This is a genomic window from Pseudoalteromonas sp. SG45-1, assembly GCF_014164135.1.
In the GTDB taxonomy this organism is placed as follows: Bacteria; Pseudomonadota; Gammaproteobacteria; order Enterobacterales; family Alteromonadaceae; genus Pseudoalteromonas; species Pseudoalteromonas distincta.
In genome coordinates this window covers 73587-98184 of record NZ_JACJEP010000016.1, presented here as the reverse complement: position 1 = coordinate 98184, position 24598 = coordinate 73587, and the positions used below count along the sequence as shown (strand labels likewise).

Genomic DNA, 24598 nt, shown 5'->3' with positions numbered 1-24598 from the left:
CGCCGATGATAGTGTAGCATTTGCTATGTGAAAGTAGGACATTACCAGGCTTCAAATTGTAGAGAGCCCGACTAGAAATAGTCGGGCTTTTTTACGTCTGCAGAAAAGTAAAATGTGCGCAATTAACACACACTCACAGCAACCCCCATCACGTAGGCCGGGCGAGCACAGTGACTCCCGACGTTAAAATCACAGCAAAATCCCTCAATATCTCAGTGGGCCAATCCAGTAGAATTTGCTATGTGACTCTCCACCGCTGTGGGCACTACGACTTTCTACCGCTGTGGGCACTACGACATCCTACTGCGTAGCGCACCGACCTCACATTGTAGAGAGCCCGACTAGAAATAGTCGGGCTTTTTTACATCTGCAGAAAAGTGAAATGTGCGCAGTTAACACACACTCATACCAACATCCATCACGTGGGTCGTTCGAGCGTAGCGACTCCCGACGTTAAAATCACATCTCGGAGTGTGCAATTAATATTTATAAAAGTAGGATTGTTAATGAGTGCAGAGATATTTAGTCGTTAATCATTACTTAAAATTTTATCTAGTTGTCCTGTTCTCATTTTTATTTAGATACTTCTAATAAAGTACTTAAGAAAACTGTACTATTACAGGTGTTTTAAAATAACTATAACGAGAAACAAATGAAATTATTAACTGCAGCAACTTTATTACTTGCTTCATCGACAGCCTTTGCACGCCCTGCACCGTTAGTGTCTATTCCTACTCATGATGCCTTTTTTAATAGTATTGCAGCGCATTGTGGTAAAGCTTTTGAAGGTGAAGTAGCGGTAGATAACGCGAAAGGCCCAAGCTCATTTACAGATAAAAAACTGGTTATGCATGTACGTAAATGTAGTGAGACTGAGTTACAAGTACCGTTTCATGTAGGAGACGATGCATCACGTACGTGGATCATAACTAAAACGGGTAGCGGCTTGAGTTTAAAGCACGATCACCGTCATAAAGATGGAACAGACGACGCATCAACTATGTATGGTGGCCATACGCTTGATGCAGGGTTCGCGCAAATGCAGTCGTTTCCAGCAGACCAATACTCTAAAGAGTTATTTGTAAAACAAGGTCTTGCGCAGTCTGTAGGAAATACATGGCAAATGTATATTTACCCAGAAGTATTTACTTATCGATTAATTCGCCAAGGACGTGAATTTAAGGTGGATTTTAATTTAACTAAACCAATTACTCCACCATCAGCACCTTGGGGTTATAAAGATTAAGGTTACTTACCCTTACTTGTATTTTCTTTAGTTTCGCATTGGAGTAAAACACTTAAATCTGGTTGGTAAGCGCGTGGTTTTGTTGGAAAGCGTTCGTACTCTTGCACGCCTTCAAGTACTTTCAACATAAAGGTATTGCCTCGGCATAGACGGTCAGCATGACGTAACAAAAATACACTTTGATTGGTAAAGTGTTTGTAATCGTCTGACTGGATTTCTATTTTATAGTTGTCTTCGCCAATTTGTGTTTGGTAGTAATGTACTTTGTTATCAAAGTCGTAGAGCTTCTCGGTTTCGGCTTTTTCAGCAAGTGCAGTATTTGCACTCGAAAGGGCCACCAGCGTAGCGCCTATAAATAAGCGTGGTGTGTTTATTCCTTTCATAAAATGTATCCTTTAATTTGCGAACTTTATACCCATTAATAAGAGTAATAAGGTCGATTTCTTTACGTATTAGTCTAACACCCAAAAAGGGAAAGTGTGATGTTCAAACAAATAAAACAACTTTTTGCTGTATTCGATGAACAGCAGCCAAGTATGCAAGAGCACGACTTAAAAACAGCGGTTGCTGCATTATTAATTGAAGTTATGCGCGCAGATACCAAGCTTGAACATGATGAACAACGAACCCTGACTGTAACCTTAAAAAAGTACTTTAATTTAACAGACACTGAGGTTAATGAGCTTACTAATAATGCGGCAAGTAGCTTAGATGATTCGATAGATTACTTTCAGTTTTCAAAACAGATTAATGAGCATTGTAGCGCGGAGCAGCGAATAGAAATAATAGAGTTATTATGGCGCTTAGCGTATGCCGATGGAGAAATAGATCCCCAAGAAGACTACGTTATACGTAAAGTAGCAGGGCTTTTATATGTAACGCACACCGACTTTATCGCCGCCAAAATAGCAGCGACAAAGTAATTAGTTATTTAGGCGTGCAAGTTATCTTAACTTACTTGCAACGCTTACTAACTGATGAGCGAGGGCTGATACTTTTTCAGCCGTTACAGGTTCATTTATTTGCCCATTCTCATTAAACAGTGTGTGCACAGCGGGTACTGCAAGTTGATCGGCAAGTACTAACGATCCAATACCGCTTAATATATCACGCACATGATTTAAACCGCGTAAGCCGCCAAGCCCACCAGGCGATGCTGCAAACAAAGCAACCACTTTATTACGAAAAGCAGGAACAGCACCTTGCTCTGTACGCGATGCCCAATCAATCGCATTTTTTAGTGCTGCGGTAATAGAGCCGTTGTACTCTGGGCTTGCTAGTAAAATACCGTCGGCTGTACGTAGCTTATCTTTTAAAAGCTGTACATCGCTTGGTGTACCTTGCGCTTCAATATCTTCGTTAAATAGTGGGATGTTTAATTTGTTTAGTTTTATTACTTCTACTTCAGCACCTGTTTGTAGAGCAAAACGTGCTGCCTCATTAATAATTTTTTGATTAAAGCTTTCTTGGCGAAGGCTTCCAGCTAGGGCGATAATTTTTGGTGCTGACATGGTAGTGGCCTTTTAATGTTTTAAGTTACATGACTAATGTAACAAAATTTCACTTGTAGAAAACCCTAATAAACGCAACACTTATGTGCGTATATGCACATAAGTAAAAGGTAGGCAGCATGGCGATAAAATTTGAAGATTGGCAAGACGTTAAAGTTGCGTTCGAAGTAGCACGGTTAGGCACGCTAACAGCAGCGGCCGAGGAGCTTAATGTGCACCACAGCACAGTGCTTAGGCGAATTAATAATCTTGAAAAAAACTTAAATGCACGGCTTTTTCATCGCCATGCTCGTGGCTACAAGGTTACTGAAATTGGCACCAAGTTATTTGCAACAGCACAAACAATCCATAGCTCCTTAGAGCAGTTACATAACGATATAGTAGCGGCCGATAGCACCCTTAGAGGTAGTTTGTTGCTAACGACGGTAAGTGGCTTCATGGATGTCCTTGGTGATGTATGTGAGCAATTTCAGGCGCTACATCCACAAGTGCAGCTTGAGGTTATTTTAGAACAAAAAAGGCTAAGGCTCGATCACGGACAAGCACATATTGCAGTGCGTGCAGGCCCAAGGCCTGATGAAGGCGATTATATTGCTCAGCATTTGGCGCAGCTTTCATCGGGTTTATACGCTAATAAACGTTACATTAATAAATACGGTATGCCTAAATTATTAAGTGATTTACAACAACATAACTTTGTATCGGGCGTGGCTGGTTTTAATGCCCGCGTGCCTTATTTTGCATGGGCTGATGAGCACATTCCTGCATCGCAAATAAAGCTGCGAGTATCTGAAACTGCAGAAGCGACTCGTGCAATCATTAAAGGGCTAGGCATTGGCGGATTACAACATGACGTAGCGGCGCAATATCCTGATTTAGTGCCTATATTACACAGTGAGTTAAGCTGGCCTACCGATGTATGGTTAGTCACACATCACTTAGTGCATCGCACTGCTAAAGTACAAGCTTTTGCAGGGTTGTTAAAAACACACTTTAGTAAGTTAGCTGCTAATCAATAGTTTTAGCAGCGTTTTAGCTGTATTTTAAAAGATTATAGTGTTTTTTTTACTTCTATCCCTAGGCGTTTAGCCAAGCGTACTAAGTTTGCTCTATCTAATTCAAGTACTCTTGCTGCTGCTGACCAGTTGTAGTTATGCTTCTTTAATTGCTCGGTAATTACGTTGTATTGCAACGATTCTACAGCTTGCTTTAAAGGTTGGTTGATTAAGGTGTTGGTTGTACTTTGGCTTGCTACTAGAGAGTTTTGCGGCGCACTCGGTGTTAAGTCACAGTGCTCGCTTGTAATGGTTATTATCGGATTTTGCCATTGGCTTTGTTTTTCTTTTAGGGCGCTGCGGCTAATGACATGTTCAAGCTCGCGCACGTTACCTGGCCAGCTGTACTGATTAAGCAGTACTTGCGCTTCAGGGCTTAGTTTTAATTGTTTTATCCCTAATTTACGGGCTGTTTGCTCAATAAAATAACCAGCTAAGAGTGTTATGTCGTGCTCGCGTTTACTAAGTGGTGGCACAGTAATAGGGTAGACACTGAGGCGATGGTATAAATCGGCTCTAAAGCGACCTTGAGCTACTTCTTCTTTTAAATTTCTGTTGGTTGCGGCAATGACGCGTACATCTACGTACTTTGGCGTGTCTTCTCCTACCGTTTGTATTTCGCCACTTTGTAGCACTCGTAATAGTTTACTTTGCATGGCAAGGGGTAGTTCCCCAATTTCATCTAAAAATAACGTGCCGCCATCAGCTAATTGAAATTTACCTTGGCGCGAATTTTGTGCGCCTGTAAAAGCCCCTTTCGCATGACCAAAAAATTCACTTTCAGCGAGGTTTTCGGGAAGCGATGCACAATTTAAGTGAATAAGCAGTTGATCTTTGCGAGCTGAATTTAAGTGAATATTACGTGCAACAAGCTCTTTCCCTACCCCTGTTTCACCTAATATAAGCACGCTAAAGTTAGATGCTGCAACGAGTTTAATTTCGTTTTTAAGTGTTTGCATTAGTGGACTTTGACCAATAATTTCACCGCCGTCACGTGTTAATGCTTCACGATTTAGTTCTTGTACTAATGCACTTGAGTGCTGTGCATGCTGTTTGTAATGGGCAAGTTCTAAGGCCGTTTTAAAGTGCGCGCTACACAGCGTTTGTAAGGTATTGAGTGTATCAGCGCTTATGCTGTTAAATGCATTGGCGTTAAGGCTATCAAACGTAAGTACGCCAAGTAGCGCGTTTTTATCATAAAGAGGTAAACCTAAACATGCATGTACCGGTATGTCGCCGGTTTTAGCTAATAGTAATCCGTCGTATGGATCGGGTAGTGGGCAGTCGTGCGCAAATTGAAGCGCGAGTGTGCTTTTGCAAATAGCTTCTAGGCGAGGGTGTTCTACTATTTTAAATCGTCTGCCTAAACTGTCGGGCATTAATCCTTTAATTGCCAGTGGTTTTAATTGTTCGCCCTGAAGCACTAATAACGCACTTGCATCACTTGGAATAACCCGCTCAACCGTTGCTAGTAATTTATCAAAGCTATGCTCGTGTAGTGTACTTTGAGCAAGCTCTAGAGCAACTTGTGTAAGGTTGAATTGCTGGTTCACGTCAAAATGACCTATTTGTGTTTTTATGAGTTAATTTATAGTAGGTCATAAAGACTCACACTGTAAAGTGATTTAATTTAACTTGTTGAATTTAATTAATTAAACTTGTTGGCACAGTATGTGTAATAGCTAAGTAACGTAGTTAGTTACAGAGATCGCCATGAACACACTAATGCTGAATAATTTAAATAATCAAACACAGTTTAGTTCACTGCATGAGGCACTAGCGTGCGCTGAATACTTTTTTGCTCAGTATGGTGTAGGGCAGGAAATAAAATAATGCGCCCTATAAACTTAACTGAGCCAATGCCAGCACGCGTTGCTATTCATCAAGTATCTCAATGGCCGTTATGGATGCTAGCTTTTAGGCCTTTCTTTTTAGGCGGTGGCTTATTGGCATTTTTGTCAGTGGGGTATTGGCTACTTATTTTAACAGGCCATGCAAGTTGGCACTTATCGATACCTGCGACATTATGGCACGCGCACGAAATGCTGTTTGGCTTTGCAGGAGTTGTAGCTGTTGGCTTTTTACTTACCGCAGCACAAACGTGGACAGGCGTGCCGAGCATAAGTGGCAAAGCCCTTATGTGGCTTACGTTTATATGGCTTGCAGCGCGCTTAGCATTTTTTGTAGTACTGCCAGATATTGCTCATTTTAATTTATATGCTGCACTTACATTACAAGTTATTTGGTGGCTAGGCGCCATAACCGCGTTGGCTAATATGTTATTAAAAGCCAATAGCAAAAGTAACTATCCGTTTTTAGCTATTTTAGCTGTGCTTTGTGGGCTCAATGTATTGTATTTAATACTTGTTTTACAACAAAACATGCAGCTTGCACTTGGTGTGGTTGATACCGCAGTGCTGGTTATTACTTTACTAGTTGGCATTGTTGCGGGCCGCGTTTTACCATTTTTTACCGCTAAAGGTCTGGGGTTAGCCGCACAAGTTCGCACTCCTAAAATAGATAAAGCTGTTATGTATTTATCTATTGTGGCTATCACTTTATTTTTCATCAACAAGTTGTTTTTGAACACGATTAATCCTGCGTTAGTTGTTGCAACTGTTGCTGCGCTTCACCTGCTTAGGGCTGGTTGTTGGTGGGATAGCAAGGTATTGAGAGTGCCGTTGTTATGGTCTTTGCATTTTTCCTACTTAGCGTTAGGCGTAGGGTTAATGATGGTTGCATTTAGCTTTTATAGCAGTGCAATGCAATTTAAAGATGCGCTGCACTTAATCACTATTGGCACAATAGGTATGATGATTTTAGCAATGATGACGCGTGTATCGCATGGTCATACAGGGCGGATACTCGCTATTCCTCATTACATGGCTGTTGCTTTTGCATTTTTGCTTGTGGCCGCTATTACTCGTTCATTACTCCCTTTTATTATTAGGCCTCACCTTGCTTGGCAAATAAGTGCTTTGCTGTGGTTAGTAGCTTTTTCATTATTTTTAATTCACTGCACACCTATATTAACGCGGCGTCGTGTTGATGGGCGTCGTGGTTAGTTCATCCATAGGAAATACATATGTTATCTGATAAAACCATTGAGATTGTAAAAAGCACAGTTCCGTTATTAGCGCAGGCGGGTACGGTTGTTACCGATCATTTTTATAAGCGTTTATTTAGTCATAATCCTGAGCTTAAAAATATTTTTAATATGGCGAACCAAGATACAGGTCGTCAGCAATTTGCACTTTTTAATGCATTGGCTGCGTATGCACAAAATATTGATAATTTAGCCGTATTAAAAGAAGCGCTAACACGTATTAATCATAAGCATACAAGCTTGAATATTTTACCTGAGCATTACCCTATTGTAGGTGCACACTTAATTGGTACGCTTAAAGAGCTTCTTCCTGAGCAATTTACTCCCGATGTTGAATACGCTTGGCGCGAAGCTTACGGCGTACTTGCTGATATTTGTATAACCGAAGAAGCTGCTTTGTATGAGCACAGTAAAAATAAACACGGTGGTTGGGCGGGAACTCGGCAATTTGAAATAACCAACAAACAGGCCGAATCAGAACTAGTAACGAGTTTTACACTTACGCCAGTTGATGGCGAAGCTGTTATTACACATAAACCAGGGCAGTATTTAGGTATTAAAGTTAAGCCAGAGGGCGCTGAATATGAAGAAATTCGCCAGTATTCTATTTCACAAAAAAGTAACGCTAAAAACTACCGTATTAGTGTTAAAAAAGAGCTACAGCCAAAGCCTGGCATGGTGTCTAATTATTTACACTCATTAGAGCAAGGCACTATTGTTGAGTTATACCCGCCGGCAGGAGACTTCTTTTTACGCAATAACACAAGTCCAGTGGTTCTCATTTCAGCAGGTGTTGGGCAAACGCCAATGCTGGCTATGCTTGAAACGTTATTAAGCGACAATTCTAATCAAGAGATTATGTATTTACATGCTTGCGAAAATACTCAGCAACATTCGTTTTCAAAATATTTATATGATCTAACAGCGCAGAATAACCACTTGAAAACAATAACGTGGTTTAACCAAGCGACAGAGGGCGCTGACTTTACTGGGTTAATGAACCTAAATGCAGTACAAGCACAGCTACCATTGAGTAATGGCGACTTTTACTTATGTGGTCCTGCCGGTTTTATGGCATTTATAAAAAAGCAGTTACTTGAACTAGGTGTTAAAAACGAGCAGATTCATTATGAAGTGTTTGGTCCGCATGAAGACTTGTAATAACGCTTTAAAATAGAAAAAGGCGTACAGCGATGTGCTGCGCGCCTTTTTATAAACGCTAATAAAGTGCCTTATAACTCTTTACAGGTCACACCTTCAAGTACTGTAGTAAGCTCTTTTTTAGGATAGTAAAGCTCGCATTGGTTATTACGTAGTTGCAAAATAAACTTCTCAGATTTTATATTATGCGCGCCCATAATTACTCTGCCATCAGACCCTTTACTCATTGCATGATCAATTAGCAGTTCGCTACGTTTAGTAAATACGGAATCGGAAAGTGTTACTAATGCGCCTCCCTTAGCTTGTTGAATTGCCTGTTGTAGTGTTGCAATAACGCTAGGATTAACGCTCGTTAATATAGCGGGTTTAGCGGGATCACTATTTACACTTTGGCATCCACCTAAAGCGAATAAGGTAGCTAATGGGAGTAATAATTTATCCATTACCTTTCCTCACTCAGTGTTGGCCAAGTTAAGTCCATATTACGCTGGGTAAATTGCTCAGGCATATTTAAAGGAATGAGAGATTCACGAGAGCTTGAAAAATTAGCTGGCTCTGCTTTTGCAGCAGCCGTTCTAATTGGGCAATTGCCATTTTCAACATGAAACAATGCGGTGGCTAAAACGGCCTCGTCACTGTCGCCTAACTGATGATCAAAGTCGTCCTCAATTTCACAACCTTGAACATCAGCATCAAATTGTGGCGTAGGGGTTGGTGTAAAACCCCCAGCGTATTCGCCAAATCCTTTGCTATTTACCCCACTAAATTGAATAGTGTAATAGGTTGTTGCGCAGTTATGAGTTGGGGTAAAGCCATAGGGCTTACCGCAGGTTGTATCGCCAATTAAAATAACTTCTGCGTCTATACCTTTTAAACCATTAATAAAAGCTTCTGATGCCGAACAGGTGCCTGATGTGCTTAATACATAAACCTTCGATAAGTTTAAATCAGGTAGGTTTTCACCTGTGCTAAAAAAAGTAGAGTAATCTATTTCTTCATCAATAAATGGAAAAGGCGAATCAACGGGTTGTTTATCGTTTTGTTGAGTTTGATAATAAAAGCGGTTGTTAACGTTGGCATTACCGGCAACCATATAAGCCAATTGTGCCGACAGTGCTAATAAACCACCACCGTTATATCTAAAGTCGATTACAAGCTCATCAATACCATCGGTTTTAAACTTATTTACTGCATCAATAAGCCCTTCTTGGGCAATGCTTATATGACTATTAAATTGCATGTAACCCACGCTTGAACCATTTGCGGTTGTAATCGTTTTAACATTTTGAACCGGTGTTTGTTCAATATTGCCAGCGGTTACATTAAATGTTTTTTCGGCGCCATCGTTACTGCGTACAACAATAGTATGTGAGTCGCCGTTAGTAGGACTAAATAAACCTTCGTTAAGCGTATCTACACCCGACTGTGTATTGGTATTAATGCTAACACCGTCAACTGAAAGTACAGTATCACCACGTTGAAAGCCTATTTGGCTTGCAGGAGAATCATCTTCAAGATAAGCGACGCGTAAAATACGGTCGGCTGTATCGCCAATAAACGCCCAATTTATACCGTAACCAGAAGTAACGCCCGATTGCGCTTCTTGAAAGTAATCTTCAGTAGGTTCTGAAAAATGAAAGTTATCTTTTTTTGCTCCTGAGTCGGTAAGCTGCTCTGTTTTTAATTGGGCAAAATAATCGGCTACTGTGGCAAAGCTTTCAGGATCGTTATCGGCAATCTCATCATACCAAAGGTAGGTTTCGTCGCTCCAAGAGCGAAGCCAGAGTTTTTCGTAAAGGGCAGAACCGGCTTGATCTGGGTAAGGCTCGTTGTTATTAAAGGGATCGTTACCCGTACGCGGGGTTTCGCAAAAGTTTTTTAAATCGTTAGAGGGTTCAAATACACCCGCAGTCCATGTTGGACTGCTACTAACAGGTGTTGTAACTACAGGGGCTGAGTCGATACCGCTACCGCCGCCGCCACAACCGGTCAAAGCAAAGCCCGCAAATGCAGTGAAAATGGCAAGCGAGGTTTTATTATTTTTAAACATAGTTAAGGGCTTTTTTGTAAATAAGTTGTTTAAAATATTACAACACTCGCTCGTTTATTCAACATTTATAACTTTGATTTATGTAAATGAGTGTTAAAGCTTAGAGTTTGCTCGCACTACTTGTATCTGCGAATGCTTGCTTTTGCCATGCATTAAATAACTTTTGCTGTTTATCAGAGATTTTTAAACCGTATGTTTTTTGCATGTAAGCGTAGGTGTCAGCTATACGTTTTCGTGCATAAACAGGCGGTTCAACTACACGTTGCTTAAAGTTTACTTTTACTTCGCAACGGCCATATTGTGTGGCGTTTTCGCTAAGCATACCAAAACGATAATTAGAGCGATCGGCATTAATTTCGCCAATAGCTGGCGCTAAGTTATTTATATCAGCTTCCATTTTTCTAAATTTAGCACTTACTTTACGGCAGTTTTTACGCCCGCCATCTTGCCAGCATTGTAGCTGGTGACCAAATTCCCACGCCGGAACAATGTGCTCCCACTCAATGCGTAGTGCTCGCACATTTACTTTACCTGAGCGGGTAAGGGTATTTCGAGGAATGTAACCACAGTTAGACGGGTCAGGAACGAGTTTTTTGCCTTCTTTTTTAATATCACAGCCGCAGTAAATGCTTTTGGCGTTGTCAGGTAGGGTTTTAATTAAATGTCTTTTAGCCGTTGAAAAACGGGTAAATTGTTCGGCTGATACCGAAACGCACACACAACAAGCCAATAAGGCCAGAATAAATCGAGTCATATCCATCACAAATGTGAACTACAGGAATAGGCAGTTTAAAGCCCTGAAGATAAAAGATAAAGTTAACTTAAGGCCTACGCTTATATTAATAAAAAGTGCCTGATTAATTTTTTTACTCAAAGTTACTTTCACTATTCATTTATTTCTCACTATTTATCGTATTTTAACCACACAAGGTTACCCGTTAAGGAGTATGCTTAAAGCTTACTCAATATGAGGATTTGGATTGCAAATGAAATTTGTTGATTATTATGCAGTGCTTGGAGTATCGCCTGATGCAGATGATAAAGCGGTTAAAGTTGCTTATAAAAAGTTAGCCAGAAAATATCACCCAGATGTAAGCAAAGAGCCTCAAGCAGAAGATAAGTTTAAAGAAATAGCAGAAGCTTACGAAGTCATTCATAACAAAGAAGAACGCACTAAATACGATGAGTTACGTCGTCATCAACAAAATCGTGCTCGTCAACAGCAAGGCCATTATGGTGGTAACAATGCCTCTTCGCAAAGTAATTATCAGCAAAGCGATCCTCAAACCGACCAAGAGTTTTCTGACTTTATTAATTCAATGTTTGGCGGAGCTGGTGGATTCGATCGTTCCGGGCAGAGCAGAAGTAACGCCGCTCGCGCGCAAAAAGGACAAGATGTGGAAATAGAGTTCCCAATTTTTCTTGAAGAGACTTTAGTTGATACCGTTAAGCCTGTTGAGTTTATGTTACCGCAGCGAGACAGCAGTGGCCGTGTCACTGAAATTAAAAAATCACTTAAAGTGAAAATTCCTGCAGGCTCAGTAAATGGCGAGCGAATTCGACTAAAAGGGCAAGGCGGATTAGGGGCAGCTAATGGGCAAAATGGCGACTTGTATTTACAAATTAGTTTAGTGCCTCACCCATTATTTGATGTTGAAGGTCATAACCTAAATATAGTTGTCCCTCTTGCACCATGGGAAGCGGCTCTTGGTACAAAGCTAAATTTACCTACGTTGACAGGAAACATCCAATTAACTATTCCTTCTAATAGTCAGTCTGGTCAACGCTTGCGTATTAAAGGTAAGGGATTAATGAGTAAAAAAGCTAAAGGTGATTTATTTGCTGTGCTTAAAATTGTTAATCCAACATCTGTTGATGATGCCAGTAAAAAACTGTGGGAAGAATTAGCCAAAAAAGCTCACTTTAATCCCCGTAATAACTGGAGCAAGGCATAATGCAAATTATTGTGACACAAAAAGACGATTTACTTACTAGCAAAGAGCTATGTTTGAGCAGTGATATTAGCGAAGCAATTTTATATGAGCTAGTTGAGCATAATATTGCGGTTCCAATTGAGGGGGATCATGTTACGCAGTGGCAATTTACGGTATCTGCAGTGACCTTAGTTAAAAAAGCGGCCCGTATCCAACATGACTTTTCGTTAGATTGGTCGGCAATAGCTTTAGTTTTACAATTGCTGGATGAGCGTGATGAGTTGATTTTCGAAAACGAAATGTTAAAGCGACATTTGAGTCGATTTAAGCACTTGGAATAAAATAAGCCCTAGGCTTATTTACTCTTTGATAAGTGGGCGCTAGCTCTCAAAAACCAATATGACTACTTTGATTTATTCTTATTTTTAATTCGGATAAATCGTTTTAGTCGTATATTTTGTATAAGTAATAATATTCCACTTAAACAAAAAAGTACGCTAGTTGCTGAAAAGCTAATAAGTAGTGGATTATTAAAATTCTCTCGCTCATCGTAATCCATAATATGTAACATCCAAAAAAAGTCGAATATTCGCCATAGCGTGCTGCGAACGGTGACAACTTTGCCGTTATTTTCTGACAAGTACAGTGTTGTGTTAAAGGTGTCGTCAAATTGGACCTGCCAAACATTGGTTTTATATCCGACTTCCCGCGTACCTAGCTTTAGTAGTACAGCGCTTGTTACTTGAGCGTCAATAAGTAAGTGTGCTTTAGCATTTGCGGTAATTTGTATTTTAGTTGGCGGTTCAAATGGTCGGCCTGTTATGCCATTGAAGCTTTGCTGCTCGTTATTACTAAAGACAGTAATAAGTGGTGTAGTTAAGAAGTTCTCAAAAATTATTTGTGTTGGATTAACCACCTGAGAGGCAATATCGTCAAGGGAGGCAACATAATCAGCCTGCGTAAATGGGTTATTAAGAGTACGTGTTGCAAGATGCTCCCCATGAACTTTATCAAGAGGGATTGCACTCATAATTAAACCACCTAGTAACCATGCTAAAATTTGTAGTGCTAATAAATAACCTAACCATTTATGTAACTTGCGAGCATGTTTAAATATTTTTTTATTCATGTTTTAGTCTTATTATTTTTAGAGGCTAGTTTATTACATTAATAGGATAAGTTACTGCGACATTTTGTCGCAGTTTAAACTATAGCTTACTGTAATAATTTAAAAATAAAAAAGATTACACTTAAATTCCTAACATGACTTATCTGTTTAATTGAGCTGAATATTTGATATCCAGCTAGCTTTAAATGCTAAAAAATACTTAAAAGCTGCGAAATATCCATATAAAGTGGTTAATAGAGCATAGTTGATTTGGTATAACGGTAAAACTGCGTTAAAGTTTGCAATGAAATTATTAGAGGATAAATACGAAACGATGTCGGAAATTCAATTTTTAAATGTAGATCTTGAGCTTGAATCAAAGCAAGATATTAGTTTGCTAGTGGCGGACTTGAAAAAAGTCGCGACGATTTTACATTATGACAAAGACGAATACCGTCAACTAGCGCGTATTGAAGCTACAGGTGAGGTGAGCACACCTGATAAAGCCATAAACCATATATGTGAGCTTATTGAATCGTGTTCGCGTAATGCGCTAAAGCAATGGTTAAGCTGTTCACGTAGAACGTTTGATATTGGTTTTGAATCAGGGACTTCTCCTAAGTGCTTTAATCAAGCCTTAGATGCAGATACATTATTGCGTATATCTGCGATTGGTGCGGGTATGGAAATTACCATTTACCCAATCGAAAAGTAACTATCTTCGCTCTACGACTGCTGCGGTCATTTTTGATACGCAGCACAGCTCATTGCGGCTATTTGTAATTTTTATTTCCCATACTGAACTACGTTTGCCAATATGAAACGCTCTAGCCGTTGCTGTTAAAGTGCCGTTGCGAGATGCTTTTAAATGACTTGCGCTAATCTCCTGACCTACACAGTAAAATTTAGTAAAATCGACAACAAAGTTAGCGGCATAGCTGGCAACTGTTTCGGCAAGTACAACGTTAGCACCGCCGTGAACCATGCCCATTGGGTTATGATGCTCAGGAATTGCCGGCATTGTGGCAACCAAATAATCATCGCCAATTTCTGTGACCTCTATCCCCATAGTTTTCATTAATGTTCCTTGGCCATTAATGCCTTGTTCTAACTGCTTGCACAGCTCTAAGGTGATGGGCTGGTACCAAATACTCATAATGTCTCCTTTGCATTTTTAATCATTTATAAACTTAGCTTTAGTTATATCCTTGAAATGTACACAAGTGAAATTACTTTAGCTATTTTAAGGCTTAATTTAAATTTGCGATTTTTATTTAACTGTATATACTCACAGTTAAATGTACTGTATGGAAAACCAGTTGTATGCGACCATTAACGAACCGCCAAGCTCAAATACTCGAACTAATTAAAGTTTTTATTAAAGACACTGGTATGCCTCCTACACGTGCTGAAATAGCGCAAACATTAGGTTTTAAAAGTGCCAATGCTGCTGAAGAACATTTAAAAGCACTTGCTAAAAAAGGCGCAATTAAAATGAAACCAGGTGCAAGCCGTGGTATTCAATTAATTGAAGAAGAAGAGCCAGAACAATTAGGTTTACCGCTTATAGGGCGTGTTGCTGCTGGTTCACCTATTTTGGCGCAAGAGCACGTTGAAAGTCACTGCAAAATCGATCCATTAATGTTTAAACCGGCTGCAGATTTTTTACTACGCGTTAACGGTATGAGCATGAAAGATATTGGCATTATGGATGGTGATTTACTTGCTGTACATCGTACTCAAACCGCTGAAAACGGACAAGTTGTTGTTGCCCGCCTAGACGAAGACGTAACTGTAAAACGTCTTGAGAAAGCGGGTCGTAAAGTATTACTTCATGCTGAAAACGACGATTTTGACTCTATTGAAGTAGATCTTGAGAATGAGTCTTTTAATATTGAAGGCTTAGCCGTTGGCGTTATAAGAAACGCTGATTGGATGTGACTTTAAAAATAGCTTTTAAACAAGCAGTTTTATAAATGCGTACTAACTAGTACGCATTTTTGTTTTAAAATTTGTACTAAAAATAGGGCGTAAACAGCCCACTGACTATTTAAGCTGTAAACTTTTTTGCACTTATATTTTCCCCCTCCGAATGCGTTAAACCCCTTTGTTTTGCTCATATTTTGAACTTTCTGTTGCTCAGTTGATTACCGATTTTTTATTAATTATTCAATATCACCTGATTGTTTTTTATACTAAAACTTGCTTGTTGTTCGTTTTTTAGCTAATTGTTAATGTGCTGAGCTAATAATAACTCACAGCTTTTTAGTTTTGAGAACACACAATATACACAAACTCGTTGTTGGCGCAGCAAAACCAATCAATATTAAATAAGATTGGCTAAAAAAATAAAAATAACGAATTGGCGTTTAAGCCGTATGCCTCTTCGCTTTGCATTCGCAATAGCATCAAAGGAGCCGTCACATGGGTAAACTGACCTCTACCTTGTGGCTTATATTATGTGTTTTTTCGCACCCAGTTTTGGCTAACAGCCAATACAATATGCGCAAAGGCGTAACCGATATAAGCAATAATGTATATCAGCTGCACATGACCATATTTATAATATGTTGTGTGATTGGGGTGATAGTGTTCGCAATTATGTTTTGGGCACTTATTCATCACCGTAAATCTAAAGGGGCTGTACCTGCCCAATTTCACGAAAGCACTAAAGTAGAAATACTTTGGACTGCAATTCCGTTTGTTATTTTAATTGCTATGGCAGTACCAGCCACTAAAACCCTAATTGCAATGGAAGATGCCAGCAAAGCTGATCTCACTATTAAAATTACGGGTTCGCAATGGAAATGGCATTATGAATATATGGGCGAAGATGTAGAGTTCTACTCTATTTTATCTACCCCGCAAGATGAAATCGCGAATCTTGCAGATAAAAATCCTAACTACTTACTTGAGGTTGATAAGCCTCTTGTACTGCCAATAAATCAAAAAGTACGATTTTTAATGACTTCTGACGATGTTATTCACTCTTGGTGGGTACCTGATTTTGCAGTTAAAAAAGATGCGAACCCCGGCTTTATAAACGAAACATGGACGAACATAAACGAAGAAGGTACTTACCGAGGCCAATGTGCTGAGTTGTGTGGTAAAGACCATGGCTTTATGCCCGTTGTGGTGGTCGCTAAATCTGAGGCTGATTTTAAAACATGGCTTACAGATGCAAAGCAGGCTAAACAAAAAGCAGCATTAGCAGATGCCGCATTACTTGATAAAACCCTCCCAAAAGAAGAATTAATGACTTTAGGCGAACAAGTATATATGGCTAATTGTGCTGCATGTCATCAACCTACTGGCATGGGGTTACCGGGCGTATTTCCTGCACTTAAAGGCAGCCCGATAGTGCTTGGCGATATAAAAGATCACATTGATGTAGTTATCCATGGACGACCCGGTACGGCAATGCAAGCTTTTGCCAAGCAGTTATCTATAAAGCAATTAGCTGCGGTTATTACTTATAAACGTAATGCGTGGGGTAATGATACGGGTGATGTTATTCAACCGAGTCAAATACAGACGGCACTTGATGCCAAAGTGGAGGCGAACTAATGAGTAGCATAGTAGAACAACCTAACGCCAATGAAGCTCATCATGCTCATCACCCAGCTAAAGGTTTTAAACGCTGGCTTTACACAACTAATCATAAAGATATAGGTAGTTTATATTTAATTTTTTCGCTGACCATGTTCTTAATTGGTGGCGCAATGGCTATGGTGATCAGAGCTGAATTATTTCAACCAGGTTTACAGTTGGTCGACCCTCACTTTTTTAATCAAATGACCACAGTGCATGGTTTAATTATGGTGTTTGGTGCGGTTATGCCCGCCTTTACAGGCCTTGCTAACTGGATGATACCACTCATGATTGGCGCGCCAGATATGGCATTGCCAAGAATGAATAACTGGAGCTTTTGGATTTTACCGTTTGCGTTTCTAATCCTATTGGCATCGTTATTTATGCCTGGTGGGGGGCCTGCATTTGGTTGGACTTTTTATGCACCACTGTCCACAACATACAGTAATGATAATACTGCATTGTTTGTATTTGCCGTACATATTATGGGAATTAGCTCAATAATGGGCGCAATCAATGTGATTGTAACCATAGTGAACTTACGTGCCCCAGGCATGACATGGATGAAGTTGCCCTTATTTGTATGGACGTGGTTAATTACTGCCTTTTTATTAATAGCCGTAATGCCAGTGCTTGCAGGGGCTGTCACTATGGTACTTACCGATAAGTATTTTGCGACCAGCTTTTTTGATGCCGCAGGCGGTGGCGACCCGGTGATGTTCCAACACATTTTTTGGTTTTTTGGTCACCCCGAAGTATACATTATGATTCTTCCTGCCTTTGGCATTATATCTACAATAGTACCTACCTTTTCTCGTAAAAAACTTTTTGGCTATGCCTCAATGGTATACGCCACATCCTCCATAGCACTATTGAGCTTTATTGTATGGGCTCATCATATGTTTACCACTGGGATGCCGGTCGCTGGCGAGTTGTTTTTTATGTACGCGACCATGCTTATATCGGTACCTACAGGAGTAAAAGTATTTAATTGGGTTGCCACAATGTGGAAAGGCTCAATAACTTTTGAAGTGCCAATGCTTTTTAGTATTGCGTTTATTGTGCTGTTTACCTTGGGTGGTTTTTCGGGATTGATGCTGGCAATTACACCTGCTGATTTTCAATATCACGATACTTATTTTGTAGTGGCGCACTTTCATTATGTATTAGTAACAGGGGCTGTATTTTCGATAATGGCGGGGGCTTATTACTGGCTGCCCAAGTGGACGGGCAATATGTTTAATATCACATTGGCTAAATGGCATTTTTGGCTATCGCTGGTGAGCGTGAACGTACTGTTTTTTCCTATGCATTTTGTAGGGCTTGCTGGTATGCCGCGTCGAATTCCCGATTACGCTCTTCAATTTGCCGACTTTAACGCAATCATAAGTATTGGTGGGTTTGCCTTTGGTTTATCGCAATTGTTGTTTGTAGCTGTGGTAATTAAATGCGCGCGTGGCGGTGATAAAGTGCCTGCAAAAGTATGGGAAGGGGCAGAAGGCCTTGAGTGGGAAGTTGACTCTCCAGCGCCATATCATACTTTTTCTACGCCGCCGGTTATTAAGTAATGACACATGCACCGCTACTCAAACGTTTGGTACTTATTTGCATAGGCATGTTTGCCTTTGCCTTTGCTTTAGTACCTTTGTATGACGTATTTTGTGATGTAACAGGGCTTAATGGAAAGCCTTCGCTTGAGCAAGCAGAGCAAAGTACACAAATAGTACAAAACCGAGAAGTTGGCGTTAGCTTTACTACTCACGCACAAAGTGGTGCACCGTTTAAAGTTAAATCAAAAGAATACAGTGTAGTGGTAAAACCCGGTGCAATGCGTGAAGTAATGTTTAGTGCTAAAAATAACAGCAATCTAGATAAAGTAATGCAGGCTGTACCATCAGTCTCGCCAGGTAAAGCGGCAAAGTATTTACATAAAATAGCTTGTTTTTGCTTTGATCAGCAACCTCTAAAAGCAGGGGAAGAGCTTGAATTTAAATTACTTTTTTATGTTGATACCGCATTGCCAAGCGACATTGAAGAATTAACTTTATCTTATACCGTATTTGATATTAGTGAACAGCTGGTGGCAAGTAATAACTAGCTTTTTAAACTAGTGTGAAACTAGGAGTAAATAAAATGAATCAAGAATATGAGCATTATTACGTACCTGAGCAAAGCCCGTGGCCTATTGTAGGTGCAGTTGCATTGTTTTTTATTGCAGTAGGGGCAGGCTTAACAGTTATGAGTGTAGGTAAAGAAGGTGGTAGCGGGGTTTATCTGCTTTATGCCGGTATTGCTGTACTTGTGTATATGTTGTTTAGCTGGTTTAAAAATGTAATTAGTGAATCGGACCAAGGTTTGTACTCAGCACAAATGGATCGCTCTTTTAGACAAGGTATGAGCTGGTTTATTTTTTCTGAAGTTATGTTTTTTATGGCCTTTTTTGGTGCGCTTTTTTATGCACGCGTATTGTCGGTACCTTGGCTTGGAGGTGCAGGCAATAATGCAATGACTAACGAGGTTTTATGGCCTACTTTTGAAGCCGTTTGGCCGCTAGTTTCAACACCTGCTGGCGAAACTACTCAAGCTATGGGCTGGCAAGGCTTACCACTTATAAATACCTTAATACTGCTTACTTCCTCAGTTACTTTACATTTTGCCCACGTAGCGATGGAAAACAATAAACGCACTCCACTTAAGGTTTTTTTAGGCGCTACTATTTTATTGGGTGTTTGCTTTTTAGGACTGCAAGTTGAGGAGTACATGCATGCATATAATGATCTTAACCTAACGCTAGATGCGGGTATTTACGGTAATACGTTCTTTTTATTGACAGGTTTTCATGGCATGCATGTAACCCTTGGAACCGTACTTTTATTTGTAATATTTTTACGGATATTAAAAGGGCACTTTACTAAAGATAAGCACTTTGCTTTTCAAGCAGCTGCTTGGTATTGGCACTTTGTTGATGTGGTGTGGCTGTGTTTGTTTGTATTTGTATATGTGCTGTAGCGTTTATTGGCGAATTATTTGCTTTAATAAAACCAAGTTTAAGCGCTGCAATAACAACAACTAAAACAACGACCGAAAACAATACGCGACGACCTAAAAAGTGAGACATAGGTCGTCCCCCTGTTTTCCCTGAGACCATAATAAACAATGCTCTAAATAAGTTAAAAAGTATAAATATTAACAACTGTACGATAATAATTTTAATAATCACTGAGTTGACCCTTTATGCAGTTAGTTTTATGGCACAAACAAAAGCTTAGCTCACTAATCACACTTTGTATGGTTGTGGTTGTTGTACTTGTATGTGTGCGATTAGGGTTTTGGCAGTTGGAGCGAGGTGAGCAAAAGCAGCAACAACTAACCGCCATTGCTAAGCAACAGACTCGTGGTGTGATGAGCTGGTCTCAATTACTTAACCTGCCTGATAGCTGGAACAAAACTGGTGTATTGGTTGAGTTAAAAGGGCGGTTTGTACAAAACCAATATTGGCTTTTAGATAATCAAGTTTATAACGGACAAGTAGGGTACGACCTACTTGCTTTACTAAAGCCAGACACCGAAGAAAAAGTGATTTTAGTTAATTTAGGATGGGTAAAAGCGCCTATATCTAGAGATGCACTGCCAAAGGTTACTCTGCCTACAGGTGTTTTTATTCTTAAAGCGCAAATAAAAGAAAATAACTTAAGTAGCTTTACGCTTGAAGATAAAACTACAAATAACGACTTACCTACAAGAATCCAATCTATCGACTTGAATATGCTGAGCACTCAAAGCCAGCAATCATTAATTAATTTTATGGTTTACAGACAAGGTACTGGTGATGAGATTGCAACACCTCATTATGAGGCCGTTGTTATGAGCCCTCAAAAGCATAATGCCTACGCTTTGCAATGGTTTTTAATTGCTGTTGCATGTGCTGTTGTGGCTATTTTTGCGAGTAAAAAAAGGACACATAATGAAAAATAATCCCCTTTTGTTGTTTGTGGGTTGCTGCGCTATCCCATTAATTTTGGCATATGGCGCATTAAAGTTTGATTGGTTGCCTACTGCAATTACTAATAATGGCGAGTTTTTAAGCCAAGAAATAAAACTTAAAAATTGGCCGCAAAATAATCCCAAACAATGGACTATCGCACTTAATTATTCAAACGAATGTAACACCCCATGCAGCGAACAACTCAATGCACTTAATAACTTATATGTGGCACTTGGTAAAAACCAAGGCAAGGTTGATATGGCTGTAATGGGAAGCCCCGACAATAAAAATCTACCATGGAAAATTATTACCGAACAACAGAGTTTAAACCCTGCAAGTTTATATTTAATTGATCATATGGGGTTAGTGGTACTTGAATATCCCTTTAAGGTCGAGCCACAAGAAAACCGTTTAGTACAAAAAGGGTTATTAAAAGATCTAAAAAAATTACTTAACTATTCTCGTTCTAGCTAATTAAGTTGAGCTTAAGTTGGAGTATCTGATGTATAAAAATTATAAAAACTTAGTATTAATAACAGGATTACTCGCTTTGATTGTAGTTGCTTTAGGTGCGTACACCCGCTTAAGTGATGCAGGATTAGGGTGCCCCGATTGGCCTGGTTGTTATGGCTTTTTAACGGTACCTAAGCATGAGGCTGACATAGCCTTAGCAGCTCAAAGCTACCCCGATATGATGTTCGAAACCGCAAAAGCGTGGAAAGAAATGATTCATCGCTACTTTGCAGGTGCTTTAGGTTTACTTATTTTAGGTTTATTTGTGTTGGCTTTTTTAAAGCGCCAATATCCAACTACGCCAGTTAAATTGTCTTTGGCTTTACTTCTACTAGTGGTGTTTCAGGCTGCCCTTGGTATGTGGACAGTAACCATGAACCTTCAGCCGCTTATTGTAATGGGCCACTTATTAGGTGGCTTTAGTATTTTGTCACTTATAACGCTTTTATATTTACGGCTAACCGCAAAACCTATTATGGGTGGTGATAGCGGCGCAAAACGCTATTTTGGTTTGAGTTTAGTAGCGCTCAGTGTATTGATTATCCAAATTGCACTTGGTGGTTGGCTGGCTGCAAATTACGCCGCTCCGCATTGTAGTGGTTTGCCATTGTGTAATTACGCACAACCGTTTTCATTGAGTAGCGTATTTCAATTACCACTTGAGCACAGTAATTATGAATTTGGTGTGTTATCGCAGCAAGCGCGTATGTCTATTCATTTATTACACCGCATTTGGGCACTGGTTACTTGCATCGTTCTGGCGCTAATTATGTGGAAAATATACAGCCAAGCGTACTCTAAAAAAATTAAAAATTGCGTGGTGAGCGTATTGCTTACCCTGCTTTGCCAAATTAGCTTAGGGCTTATTTTAGTACATTGGCATATTCCGTTGGGAGTTGCACTGGCGCATAACTTGATGGCTGCCATACTATTATTAAGCATGGTTAGGTTGTGTTATTACCTAAAATCACGCACATAAAGGGGAAATATAATGGCACTTATAATTGATAAAAAAATACTGCTACCCGTTAATACTCAATCGCTAATTTCGCGTACTCATAATTTGCTGCAAGACTACTTAGCAATTAGTAAATTTAAAGTGGTAGCCATGCTGGTACTAACAGCTTGGGTTGGTTTAGCGCTGGCTCCTGATGTAGGGCGCGGTATGGCTGTACAGTTTATTAGCTTGTTAGGTATAGGGCTACTTTCTGCTGCTGCAGCGGTTATTAATCATGTGGTTGATAGTGAGATAGACTCAAAAATGGCAAGGACTCGTCATCGTCCTGTGGCTAAAGGGCGTTTAAGTAAAACACATGCGCTTAGTTTTGCAGCTGTTATTGGGGTTGCGGGTTTTATTATGCTAATGGTGTGGGCTAATACCTTAACCGCTATATTAACGTTATTTGCATTGGTAGGTTATGCATTTGTTTATACATCATTTTTAAAGCGTGCTACACCGCAAAATATTGTTATAGGTGGGTTGGCTGGCGCAATGCCTCCATTATTAGGTTGGGTGTCAGAAACAAACCAAATGGCAGCAGCCCCTTGGTTACTTGTAATGATAATATTTACCTGGACTCCGCCACACTTTTGGGCGCTGGCTATAGCGCGAAAAAGTGATTATGAACGCGCTAAAATTCCTATGTTACCAGTAACCCATGGAATCGACTTTTGTAAAACGTGCGTCGTTGCCTACTCTGTTTTACTCGCTGTAGTTTGCGTATTACCTTATTTAATTGGTATGTCTGGATTAATATATTTAATAGGTGCGTGTGTATTAAATGCAGTGTTTATATATAAAGCCGTCAAATTAAAAATTGCTGGAAATGATGAGACTGCAATGGACTTATTTCGTTTTTCGATTATTCATTTAATGGTACTCTTTGTAATCTTATTTATAGATAAATGGCTCACTTTATGAAGCAGTTATGGCTTGGATTAATTGTTGTTTTAGTTTTGTTTTTATCAGCATGTTCAAATGAAAATAGTCCACCAGATGTAGATGCATTAGTTTACGAAAATGCAAAGCCATTGTCTGATTTTACGCTAAACGATCAGCGCGGCGAATTAGTGACTAAGCAACAATTTTTAGGACAGTGGAATTTAGTATTTTTAGGCTACACAAGCTGCCCAGATATTTGTCCATTAACACTTGCTAAGTTAAATGCTGTTTATAAAAACTTACAAGCAGATTATCCGCTGCAAATTTGGTTTTTATCGGTTGATCCAAAACGCGATACACCAGCTAAACGAAAGCAATATATAGATTACTTTAATCCTGACTTTTTAGCTGTATCAGGGGAGCATAAACACCTTTTTCCTGTTGTTAGAGAGCTTGGTTTAATTTACGCCATTAGCGATAGTAGTGAATCAGAATATGCAGTTGATCATAGTGCTTCGGTCGCTATGGTTGATCAAAATGGAGCGGTTAGAGCTATTTTTAAACCAGAATTCAAACAAGGTAGTGTGCCATTAATTAATGCGACGACTTTAACGAAAGAGTTTAAAAAAATAGCCGATTACTACAAAAACTAGTTTTTACTTTTTACCAATTTGAAAGGAGCTTTAGGCTCCTTTTTTTGTTTTTTAACGACGATTTAAATTTAATTAAGCATTTTATGGCAATTTTAATAACTAGGGCTAAGCTTTTGTTATGAATTGAATTGACAGGGAATGCACCTACTAAATGCTAAAACTTCCAAGCGAACTTGCTATTACGCAAGTTGAAACACTACATCAAGATTTATTGCACGAACTCAATAGCAACGATGATATCTGTCTTGATATTAACGATGTGATTTCTGCTGATACTGCCTCAATTCAACTTTTATGCGCCTTACAAAAACACCTACTTACCATACAGCACAAAATCATTTGGGTAGGCAGTAGCGAGGCCTTAACACATACAATCAATAAACTTGGCTTAAGCCAATACTTAACAACCGAAAGTAAAAGTTAGGGGTATATATGAAAAGAATTTTAGCGGTTGATGACTCAGCATCGATGCGTCAAATGGTGAGCTTTACATTAAAAACCGCAGGGTTTGATGTAACCGAAGCTAAAGATGGCAGTGAAGCTCTCGCTATTGCAAAGCAGCAAGACTTTGATGCCGTGATCTCAGATGTAAACATGCCAATAATGGATGGAATTACATTAATACGAGAGCTGCGTACTTTGCCTAGTTATAAATTTACACCATTACTGATGCTTACAACTGAGTCGGGTTTAGAAAAAAAAGTAGAAGGTAAAGCTGCTGGGGCAACAGGCTGGATTGTTAAACCATTTAATCCCGATCAGCTACTAGCGGTAATTAAAAAAGTTATTCGCTAAGGAGCGCA

General features: G+C 39.5%; 29 protein-coding genes. 20 read left to right on the top strand and 9 right to left on the bottom strand.

Features of this window, described 5'->3' with window-relative positions:
- Positions 1–652: 652 nt before the first annotated feature.
- Positions 653–1246 carry a hypothetical protein gene (locus H5117_RS14120; protein WP_182738415.1) on the top strand — a complete coding sequence of 198 codons (594 nt, stop codon included), beginning with the start codon at positions 653–655 and terminating at the stop codon, positions 1244–1246.
- A 2-nt stretch (positions 1247–1248) separates the two neighbouring features.
- Here H5117_RS14120 and H5117_RS14115 read toward each other — a convergent pair whose 3' ends face one another.
- The gene (locus H5117_RS14115) at positions 1249–1629 is read right to left on the bottom strand and encodes a hypothetical protein (protein WP_002959647.1); all 381 of its coding nucleotides are present in this window, start codon (positions 1627–1629) and stop codon (positions 1249–1251) included.
- A gap of 99 nt (positions 1630–1728) precedes the next feature.
- On the opposite strand from H5117_RS14115, the gene H5117_RS14110 reads away from it, so the two are divergent.
- Positions 1729–2169, top strand: a complete 441-nt coding sequence (locus tag H5117_RS14110; RefSeq protein WP_154904115.1) for a TerB family tellurite resistance protein — start codon at positions 1729–1731, stop codon at positions 2167–2169.
- Positions 2170–2190: 21 nt separating this feature from the next.
- Here the strand turns inward: H5117_RS14110 and H5117_RS14105 are convergent, their stop codons facing one another.
- Positions 2191–2757, bottom strand: a complete 567-nt coding sequence (locus H5117_RS14105) for an NADPH-dependent FMN reductase (protein WP_182738413.1) — start codon at positions 2755–2757, stop codon at positions 2191–2193.
- A gap of 119 nt (positions 2758–2876) precedes the next feature.
- Here H5117_RS14105 and H5117_RS14100 point away from each other — a divergent pair, with 119 nt between their 5' ends.
- Positions 2877–3776 carry a LysR family transcriptional regulator gene (locus H5117_RS14100; protein WP_154904117.1) on the top strand — a complete coding sequence of 300 codons (900 nt, stop codon included), beginning with the start codon at positions 2877–2879 and terminating at the stop codon, positions 3774–3776.
- Positions 3777–3808: 32 nt separating this feature from the next.
- On the opposite strand, the gene norR is transcribed toward H5117_RS14100, so the two are convergent.
- Entirely contained in the window at positions 3809–5365 is a 1557-nt protein-coding gene (gene norR, locus H5117_RS14095; RefSeq protein ID WP_182716569.1) for a nitric oxide reductase transcriptional regulator NorR, read from the bottom strand.
- A 279-nt stretch (positions 5366–5644) separates the two neighbouring features.
- Here norR and H5117_RS14090 point away from each other — a divergent pair, with 279 nt between their 5' ends.
- A complete protein-coding gene (locus tag H5117_RS14090; protein WP_154904119.1) occupies positions 5645–6877 on the top strand; it encodes an NnrS family protein in 1233 nt (410 codons plus the stop codon).
- Positions 6878–6897: 20 nt separating this feature from the next.
- Positions 6898–8079, top strand: a complete 1182-nt coding sequence (gene hmpA / locus H5117_RS14085) for an NO-inducible flavohemoprotein (protein ID WP_024605008.1) — start codon at positions 6898–6900, stop codon at positions 8077–8079.
- Positions 8080–8150: 71 nt separating this feature from the next.
- On the opposite strand, the gene H5117_RS14080 is transcribed toward hmpA, so the two are convergent.
- The 3 genes from H5117_RS14080 to H5117_RS14070 all read right to left on the bottom strand — a co-directional run bounded on the left by H5117_RS14080 (position 8151) and on the right by H5117_RS14070 (position 10883).
- Positions 8151–8522, bottom strand: coding sequence for a hypothetical protein (locus H5117_RS14080; RefSeq protein WP_182712894.1), 372 nt, complete (start codon positions 8520–8522; stop codon positions 8151–8153).
- Entirely contained in the window at positions 8522–10129 is a 1608-nt protein-coding gene (locus H5117_RS14075; RefSeq protein ID WP_182738411.1) for a S41 family peptidase, read from the bottom strand. Before H5117_RS14075 ends, H5117_RS14080 begins: the two co-directional genes overlap by 1 nt.
- 100 nt (positions 10130–10229) lie before the next feature.
- Positions 10230–10883 carry an endonuclease gene (locus H5117_RS14070; protein WP_149603346.1) on the bottom strand — a complete coding sequence of 218 codons (654 nt, stop codon included), beginning with the start codon at positions 10881–10883 and terminating at the stop codon, positions 10230–10232.
- A gap of 232 nt (positions 10884–11115) precedes the next feature.
- Here H5117_RS14070 and H5117_RS14065 point away from each other — a divergent pair, with 232 nt between their 5' ends.
- Positions 11116–12084 carry a DnaJ C-terminal domain-containing protein gene (locus H5117_RS14065; RefSeq protein ID WP_182738409.1) on the top strand — a complete coding sequence of 323 codons (969 nt, stop codon included), beginning with the start codon at positions 11116–11118 and terminating at the stop codon, positions 12082–12084.
- A complete protein-coding gene (locus tag H5117_RS14060) occupies positions 12084–12404 on the top strand; it encodes a chaperone modulator CbpM (RefSeq protein WP_024599636.1) in 321 nt (106 codons plus the stop codon). The genes H5117_RS14065 and H5117_RS14060 overlap by 1 nt, the downstream gene beginning before the upstream one ends.
- A gap of 62 nt (positions 12405–12466) precedes the next feature.
- Here H5117_RS14060 and H5117_RS14055 read toward each other — a convergent pair whose 3' ends face one another.
- Positions 12467–13192 (bottom strand): hypothetical protein, encoded by a 726-nt coding sequence (locus H5117_RS14055; RefSeq protein WP_182738407.1) that lies wholly within the window; start codon positions 13190–13192, stop codon positions 12467–12469.
- A gap of 313 nt (positions 13193–13505) precedes the next feature.
- Here H5117_RS14055 and H5117_RS14050 point away from each other — a divergent pair, with 313 nt between their 5' ends.
- The gene (locus H5117_RS14050; RefSeq protein WP_024595094.1) at positions 13506–13886 is read left to right on the top strand and encodes a hypothetical protein; all 381 of its coding nucleotides are present in this window, start codon (positions 13506–13508) and stop codon (positions 13884–13886) included.
- Here H5117_RS14050 and H5117_RS14045 read toward each other — a convergent pair whose 3' ends face one another.
- Positions 13887–14327 carry a PaaI family thioesterase gene (locus H5117_RS14045; RefSeq protein WP_149603343.1) on the bottom strand — a complete coding sequence of 147 codons (441 nt, stop codon included), beginning with the start codon at positions 14325–14327 and terminating at the stop codon, positions 13887–13889.
- A 167-nt stretch (positions 14328–14494) separates the two neighbouring features.
- Here H5117_RS14045 and lexA point away from each other — a divergent pair, with 167 nt between their 5' ends.
- From lexA to H5117_RS14020, 5 genes are all read left to right on the top strand, one after another.
- Positions 14495–15112, top strand: a complete 618-nt coding sequence (lexA, locus tag H5117_RS14040) for a transcriptional repressor LexA (RefSeq protein ID WP_024595093.1) — start codon at positions 14495–14497, stop codon at positions 15110–15112.
- A gap of 483 nt (positions 15113–15595) precedes the next feature.
- A complete protein-coding gene (coxB, locus tag H5117_RS14035) occupies positions 15596–16738 on the top strand; it encodes a cytochrome c oxidase subunit II (protein ID WP_182693453.1) in 1143 nt (380 codons plus the stop codon).
- The gene (gene ctaD, locus H5117_RS14030; RefSeq protein ID WP_002959615.1) at positions 16738–18330 is read left to right on the top strand and encodes a cytochrome c oxidase subunit I; all 1593 of its coding nucleotides are present in this window, start codon (positions 16738–16740) and stop codon (positions 18328–18330) included. The genes coxB and ctaD overlap by 1 nt, the downstream gene beginning before the upstream one ends.
- On the top strand, positions 18330–18860 hold the full coding sequence (locus tag H5117_RS14025; protein ID WP_182693454.1) for a cytochrome c oxidase assembly protein: 531 nt from the start codon (positions 18330–18332) through the stop codon (positions 18858–18860). The genes ctaD and H5117_RS14025 overlap by 1 nt, the downstream gene beginning before the upstream one ends.
- A gap of 35 nt (positions 18861–18895) precedes the next feature.
- On the top strand, positions 18896–19771 hold the full coding sequence (locus H5117_RS14020; protein ID WP_002959610.1) for a cytochrome c oxidase subunit 3: 876 nt from the start codon (positions 18896–18898) through the stop codon (positions 19769–19771).
- Here H5117_RS14020 and H5117_RS14015 read toward each other — a convergent pair.
- The gene (locus H5117_RS14015) at positions 19674–19982 is read right to left on the bottom strand and encodes a DUF2909 domain-containing protein (protein ID WP_182738405.1); all 309 of its coding nucleotides are present in this window, start codon (positions 19980–19982) and stop codon (positions 19674–19676) included. The two genes, H5117_RS14020 and H5117_RS14015, sit on opposite strands and share 98 nt — an antisense overlap.
- 14 nt (positions 19983–19996) lie before the next feature.
- Between H5117_RS14015 and H5117_RS14010 the strand changes: the two genes are divergently transcribed.
- The 7 genes from H5117_RS14010 (at position 19997) to H5117_RS13980 (ending at position 24590) form a co-directional block, all read left to right on the top strand.
- On the top strand, positions 19997–20737 hold the full coding sequence (locus tag H5117_RS14010; RefSeq protein WP_182738403.1) for an SURF1 family protein: 741 nt from the start codon (positions 19997–19999) through the stop codon (positions 20735–20737).
- Entirely contained in the window at positions 20727–21221 is a 495-nt protein-coding gene (locus H5117_RS14005; protein ID WP_024595087.1) for a hypothetical protein, read from the top strand. Before H5117_RS14010 ends, H5117_RS14005 begins: the two co-directional genes overlap by 11 nt.
- A gap of 28 nt (positions 21222–21249) precedes the next feature.
- Positions 21250–22239: a heme A synthase gene (locus H5117_RS14000; protein WP_182738401.1), complete on the top strand. Its 990-nt coding sequence runs from the start codon at positions 21250–21252 to the stop codon at positions 22237–22239.
- 12 nt (positions 22240–22251) lie between these two features.
- Positions 22252–23181, top strand: a complete 930-nt coding sequence (cyoE, locus tag H5117_RS13995; RefSeq protein ID WP_182716562.1) for a heme o synthase — start codon at positions 22252–22254, stop codon at positions 23179–23181.
- On the top strand, positions 23178–23795 hold the full coding sequence (locus H5117_RS13990; RefSeq protein ID WP_024595084.1) for an SCO family protein: 618 nt from the start codon (positions 23178–23180) through the stop codon (positions 23793–23795). The genes cyoE and H5117_RS13990 overlap by 4 nt, the downstream gene beginning before the upstream one ends.
- 151 nt (positions 23796–23946) lie before the next feature.
- Positions 23947–24219: an STAS domain-containing protein gene (locus tag H5117_RS13985; RefSeq protein ID WP_002959595.1), complete on the top strand. Its 273-nt coding sequence runs from the start codon at positions 23947–23949 to the stop codon at positions 24217–24219.
- Between the two features lie 8 nt (positions 24220–24227).
- Positions 24228–24590, top strand: a complete 363-nt coding sequence (locus H5117_RS13980; RefSeq protein WP_002959593.1) for a response regulator — start codon at positions 24228–24230, stop codon at positions 24588–24590.
- Positions 24591–24598: the final 8 nt, after the last annotated feature.

What these genes read in the sequence shown, in the direction of transcription:
- H5117_RS14120 (WP_182738415.1), top strand. Translation starts at nt 653, where the DNA reads ATGAAATTATTAACTGCAGCAACTTTATTACTTGCTTCATCGACAGCC.
- H5117_RS14115 (WP_002959647.1), bottom strand. Translation starts at nt 1,629, where the DNA reads ATGAAAGGAATAAACACACCACGCTTATTTATAGGCGCTACGCTGGTG.
- H5117_RS14110 (WP_154904115.1), top strand. Translation starts at nt 1,729, where the DNA reads ATGTTCAAACAAATAAAACAACTTTTTGCTGTATTCGATGAACAGCAG.
- H5117_RS14105 (WP_182738413.1), bottom strand. Translation starts at nt 2,757, where the DNA reads ATGTCAGCACCAAAAATTATCGCCCTAGCTGGAAGCCTTCGCCAAGAA.
- H5117_RS14100 (WP_154904117.1), top strand. Translation starts at nt 2,877, where the DNA reads ATGGCGATAAAATTTGAAGATTGGCAAGACGTTAAAGTTGCGTTCGAA.
- H5117_RS14090 (WP_154904119.1), top strand. Translation starts at nt 5,645, where the DNA reads ATGCGCCCTATAAACTTAACTGAGCCAATGCCAGCACGCGTTGCTATT.
- hmpA (WP_024605008.1), top strand. Translation starts at nt 6,898, where the DNA reads ATGTTATCTGATAAAACCATTGAGATTGTAAAAAGCACAGTTCCGTTA.
- H5117_RS14080 (WP_182712894.1), bottom strand. Translation starts at nt 8,522, where the DNA reads ATGGATAAATTATTACTCCCATTAGCTACCTTATTCGCTTTAGGTGGA.
- H5117_RS14075 (WP_182738411.1), bottom strand. Translation starts at nt 10,129, where the DNA reads ATGTTTAAAAATAATAAAACCTCGCTTGCCATTTTCACTGCATTTGCG.
- H5117_RS14070 (WP_149603346.1), bottom strand. Translation starts at nt 10,883, where the DNA reads ATGACTCGATTTATTCTGGCCTTATTGGCTTGTTGTGTGTGCGTTTCG.
- H5117_RS14065 (WP_182738409.1), top strand. Translation starts at nt 11,116, where the DNA reads ATGAAATTTGTTGATTATTATGCAGTGCTTGGAGTATCGCCTGATGCA.
- H5117_RS14060 (WP_024599636.1), top strand. Translation starts at nt 12,084, where the DNA reads ATGCAAATTATTGTGACACAAAAAGACGATTTACTTACTAGCAAAGAG.
- H5117_RS14055 (WP_182738407.1), bottom strand. Translation starts at nt 13,192, where the DNA reads ATGAATAAAAAAATATTTAAACATGCTCGCAAGTTACATAAATGGTTA.
- H5117_RS14050 (WP_024595094.1), top strand. Translation starts at nt 13,506, where the DNA reads ATGTCGGAAATTCAATTTTTAAATGTAGATCTTGAGCTTGAATCAAAG.
- H5117_RS14045 (WP_149603343.1), bottom strand. Translation starts at nt 14,327, where the DNA reads ATGAGTATTTGGTACCAGCCCATCACCTTAGAGCTGTGCAAGCAGTTA.
- lexA (WP_024595093.1), top strand. Translation starts at nt 14,495, where the DNA reads ATGCGACCATTAACGAACCGCCAAGCTCAAATACTCGAACTAATTAAA.
- coxB (WP_182693453.1), top strand. Translation starts at nt 15,596, where the DNA reads ATGGGTAAACTGACCTCTACCTTGTGGCTTATATTATGTGTTTTTTCG.
- ctaD (WP_002959615.1), top strand. Translation starts at nt 16,738, where the DNA reads ATGAGTAGCATAGTAGAACAACCTAACGCCAATGAAGCTCATCATGCT.
- H5117_RS14025 (WP_182693454.1), top strand. Translation starts at nt 18,330, where the DNA reads ATGACACATGCACCGCTACTCAAACGTTTGGTACTTATTTGCATAGGC.
- H5117_RS14020 (WP_002959610.1), top strand. Translation starts at nt 18,896, where the DNA reads ATGAATCAAGAATATGAGCATTATTACGTACCTGAGCAAAGCCCGTGG.
- H5117_RS14010 (WP_182738403.1), top strand. Translation starts at nt 19,997, where the DNA reads ATGCAGTTAGTTTTATGGCACAAACAAAAGCTTAGCTCACTAATCACA.
- H5117_RS14005 (WP_024595087.1), top strand. Translation starts at nt 20,727, where the DNA reads ATGAAAAATAATCCCCTTTTGTTGTTTGTGGGTTGCTGCGCTATCCCA.
- H5117_RS14000 (WP_182738401.1), top strand. Translation starts at nt 21,250, where the DNA reads ATGTATAAAAATTATAAAAACTTAGTATTAATAACAGGATTACTCGCT.
- cyoE (WP_182716562.1), top strand. Translation starts at nt 22,252, where the DNA reads ATGGCACTTATAATTGATAAAAAAATACTGCTACCCGTTAATACTCAA.
- H5117_RS13990 (WP_024595084.1), top strand. Translation starts at nt 23,178, where the DNA reads ATGAAGCAGTTATGGCTTGGATTAATTGTTGTTTTAGTTTTGTTTTTA.
- H5117_RS13985 (WP_002959595.1), top strand. Translation starts at nt 23,947, where the DNA reads ATGCTAAAACTTCCAAGCGAACTTGCTATTACGCAAGTTGAAACACTA.
- H5117_RS13980 (WP_002959593.1), top strand. Translation starts at nt 24,228, where the DNA reads ATGAAAAGAATTTTAGCGGTTGATGACTCAGCATCGATGCGTCAAATG.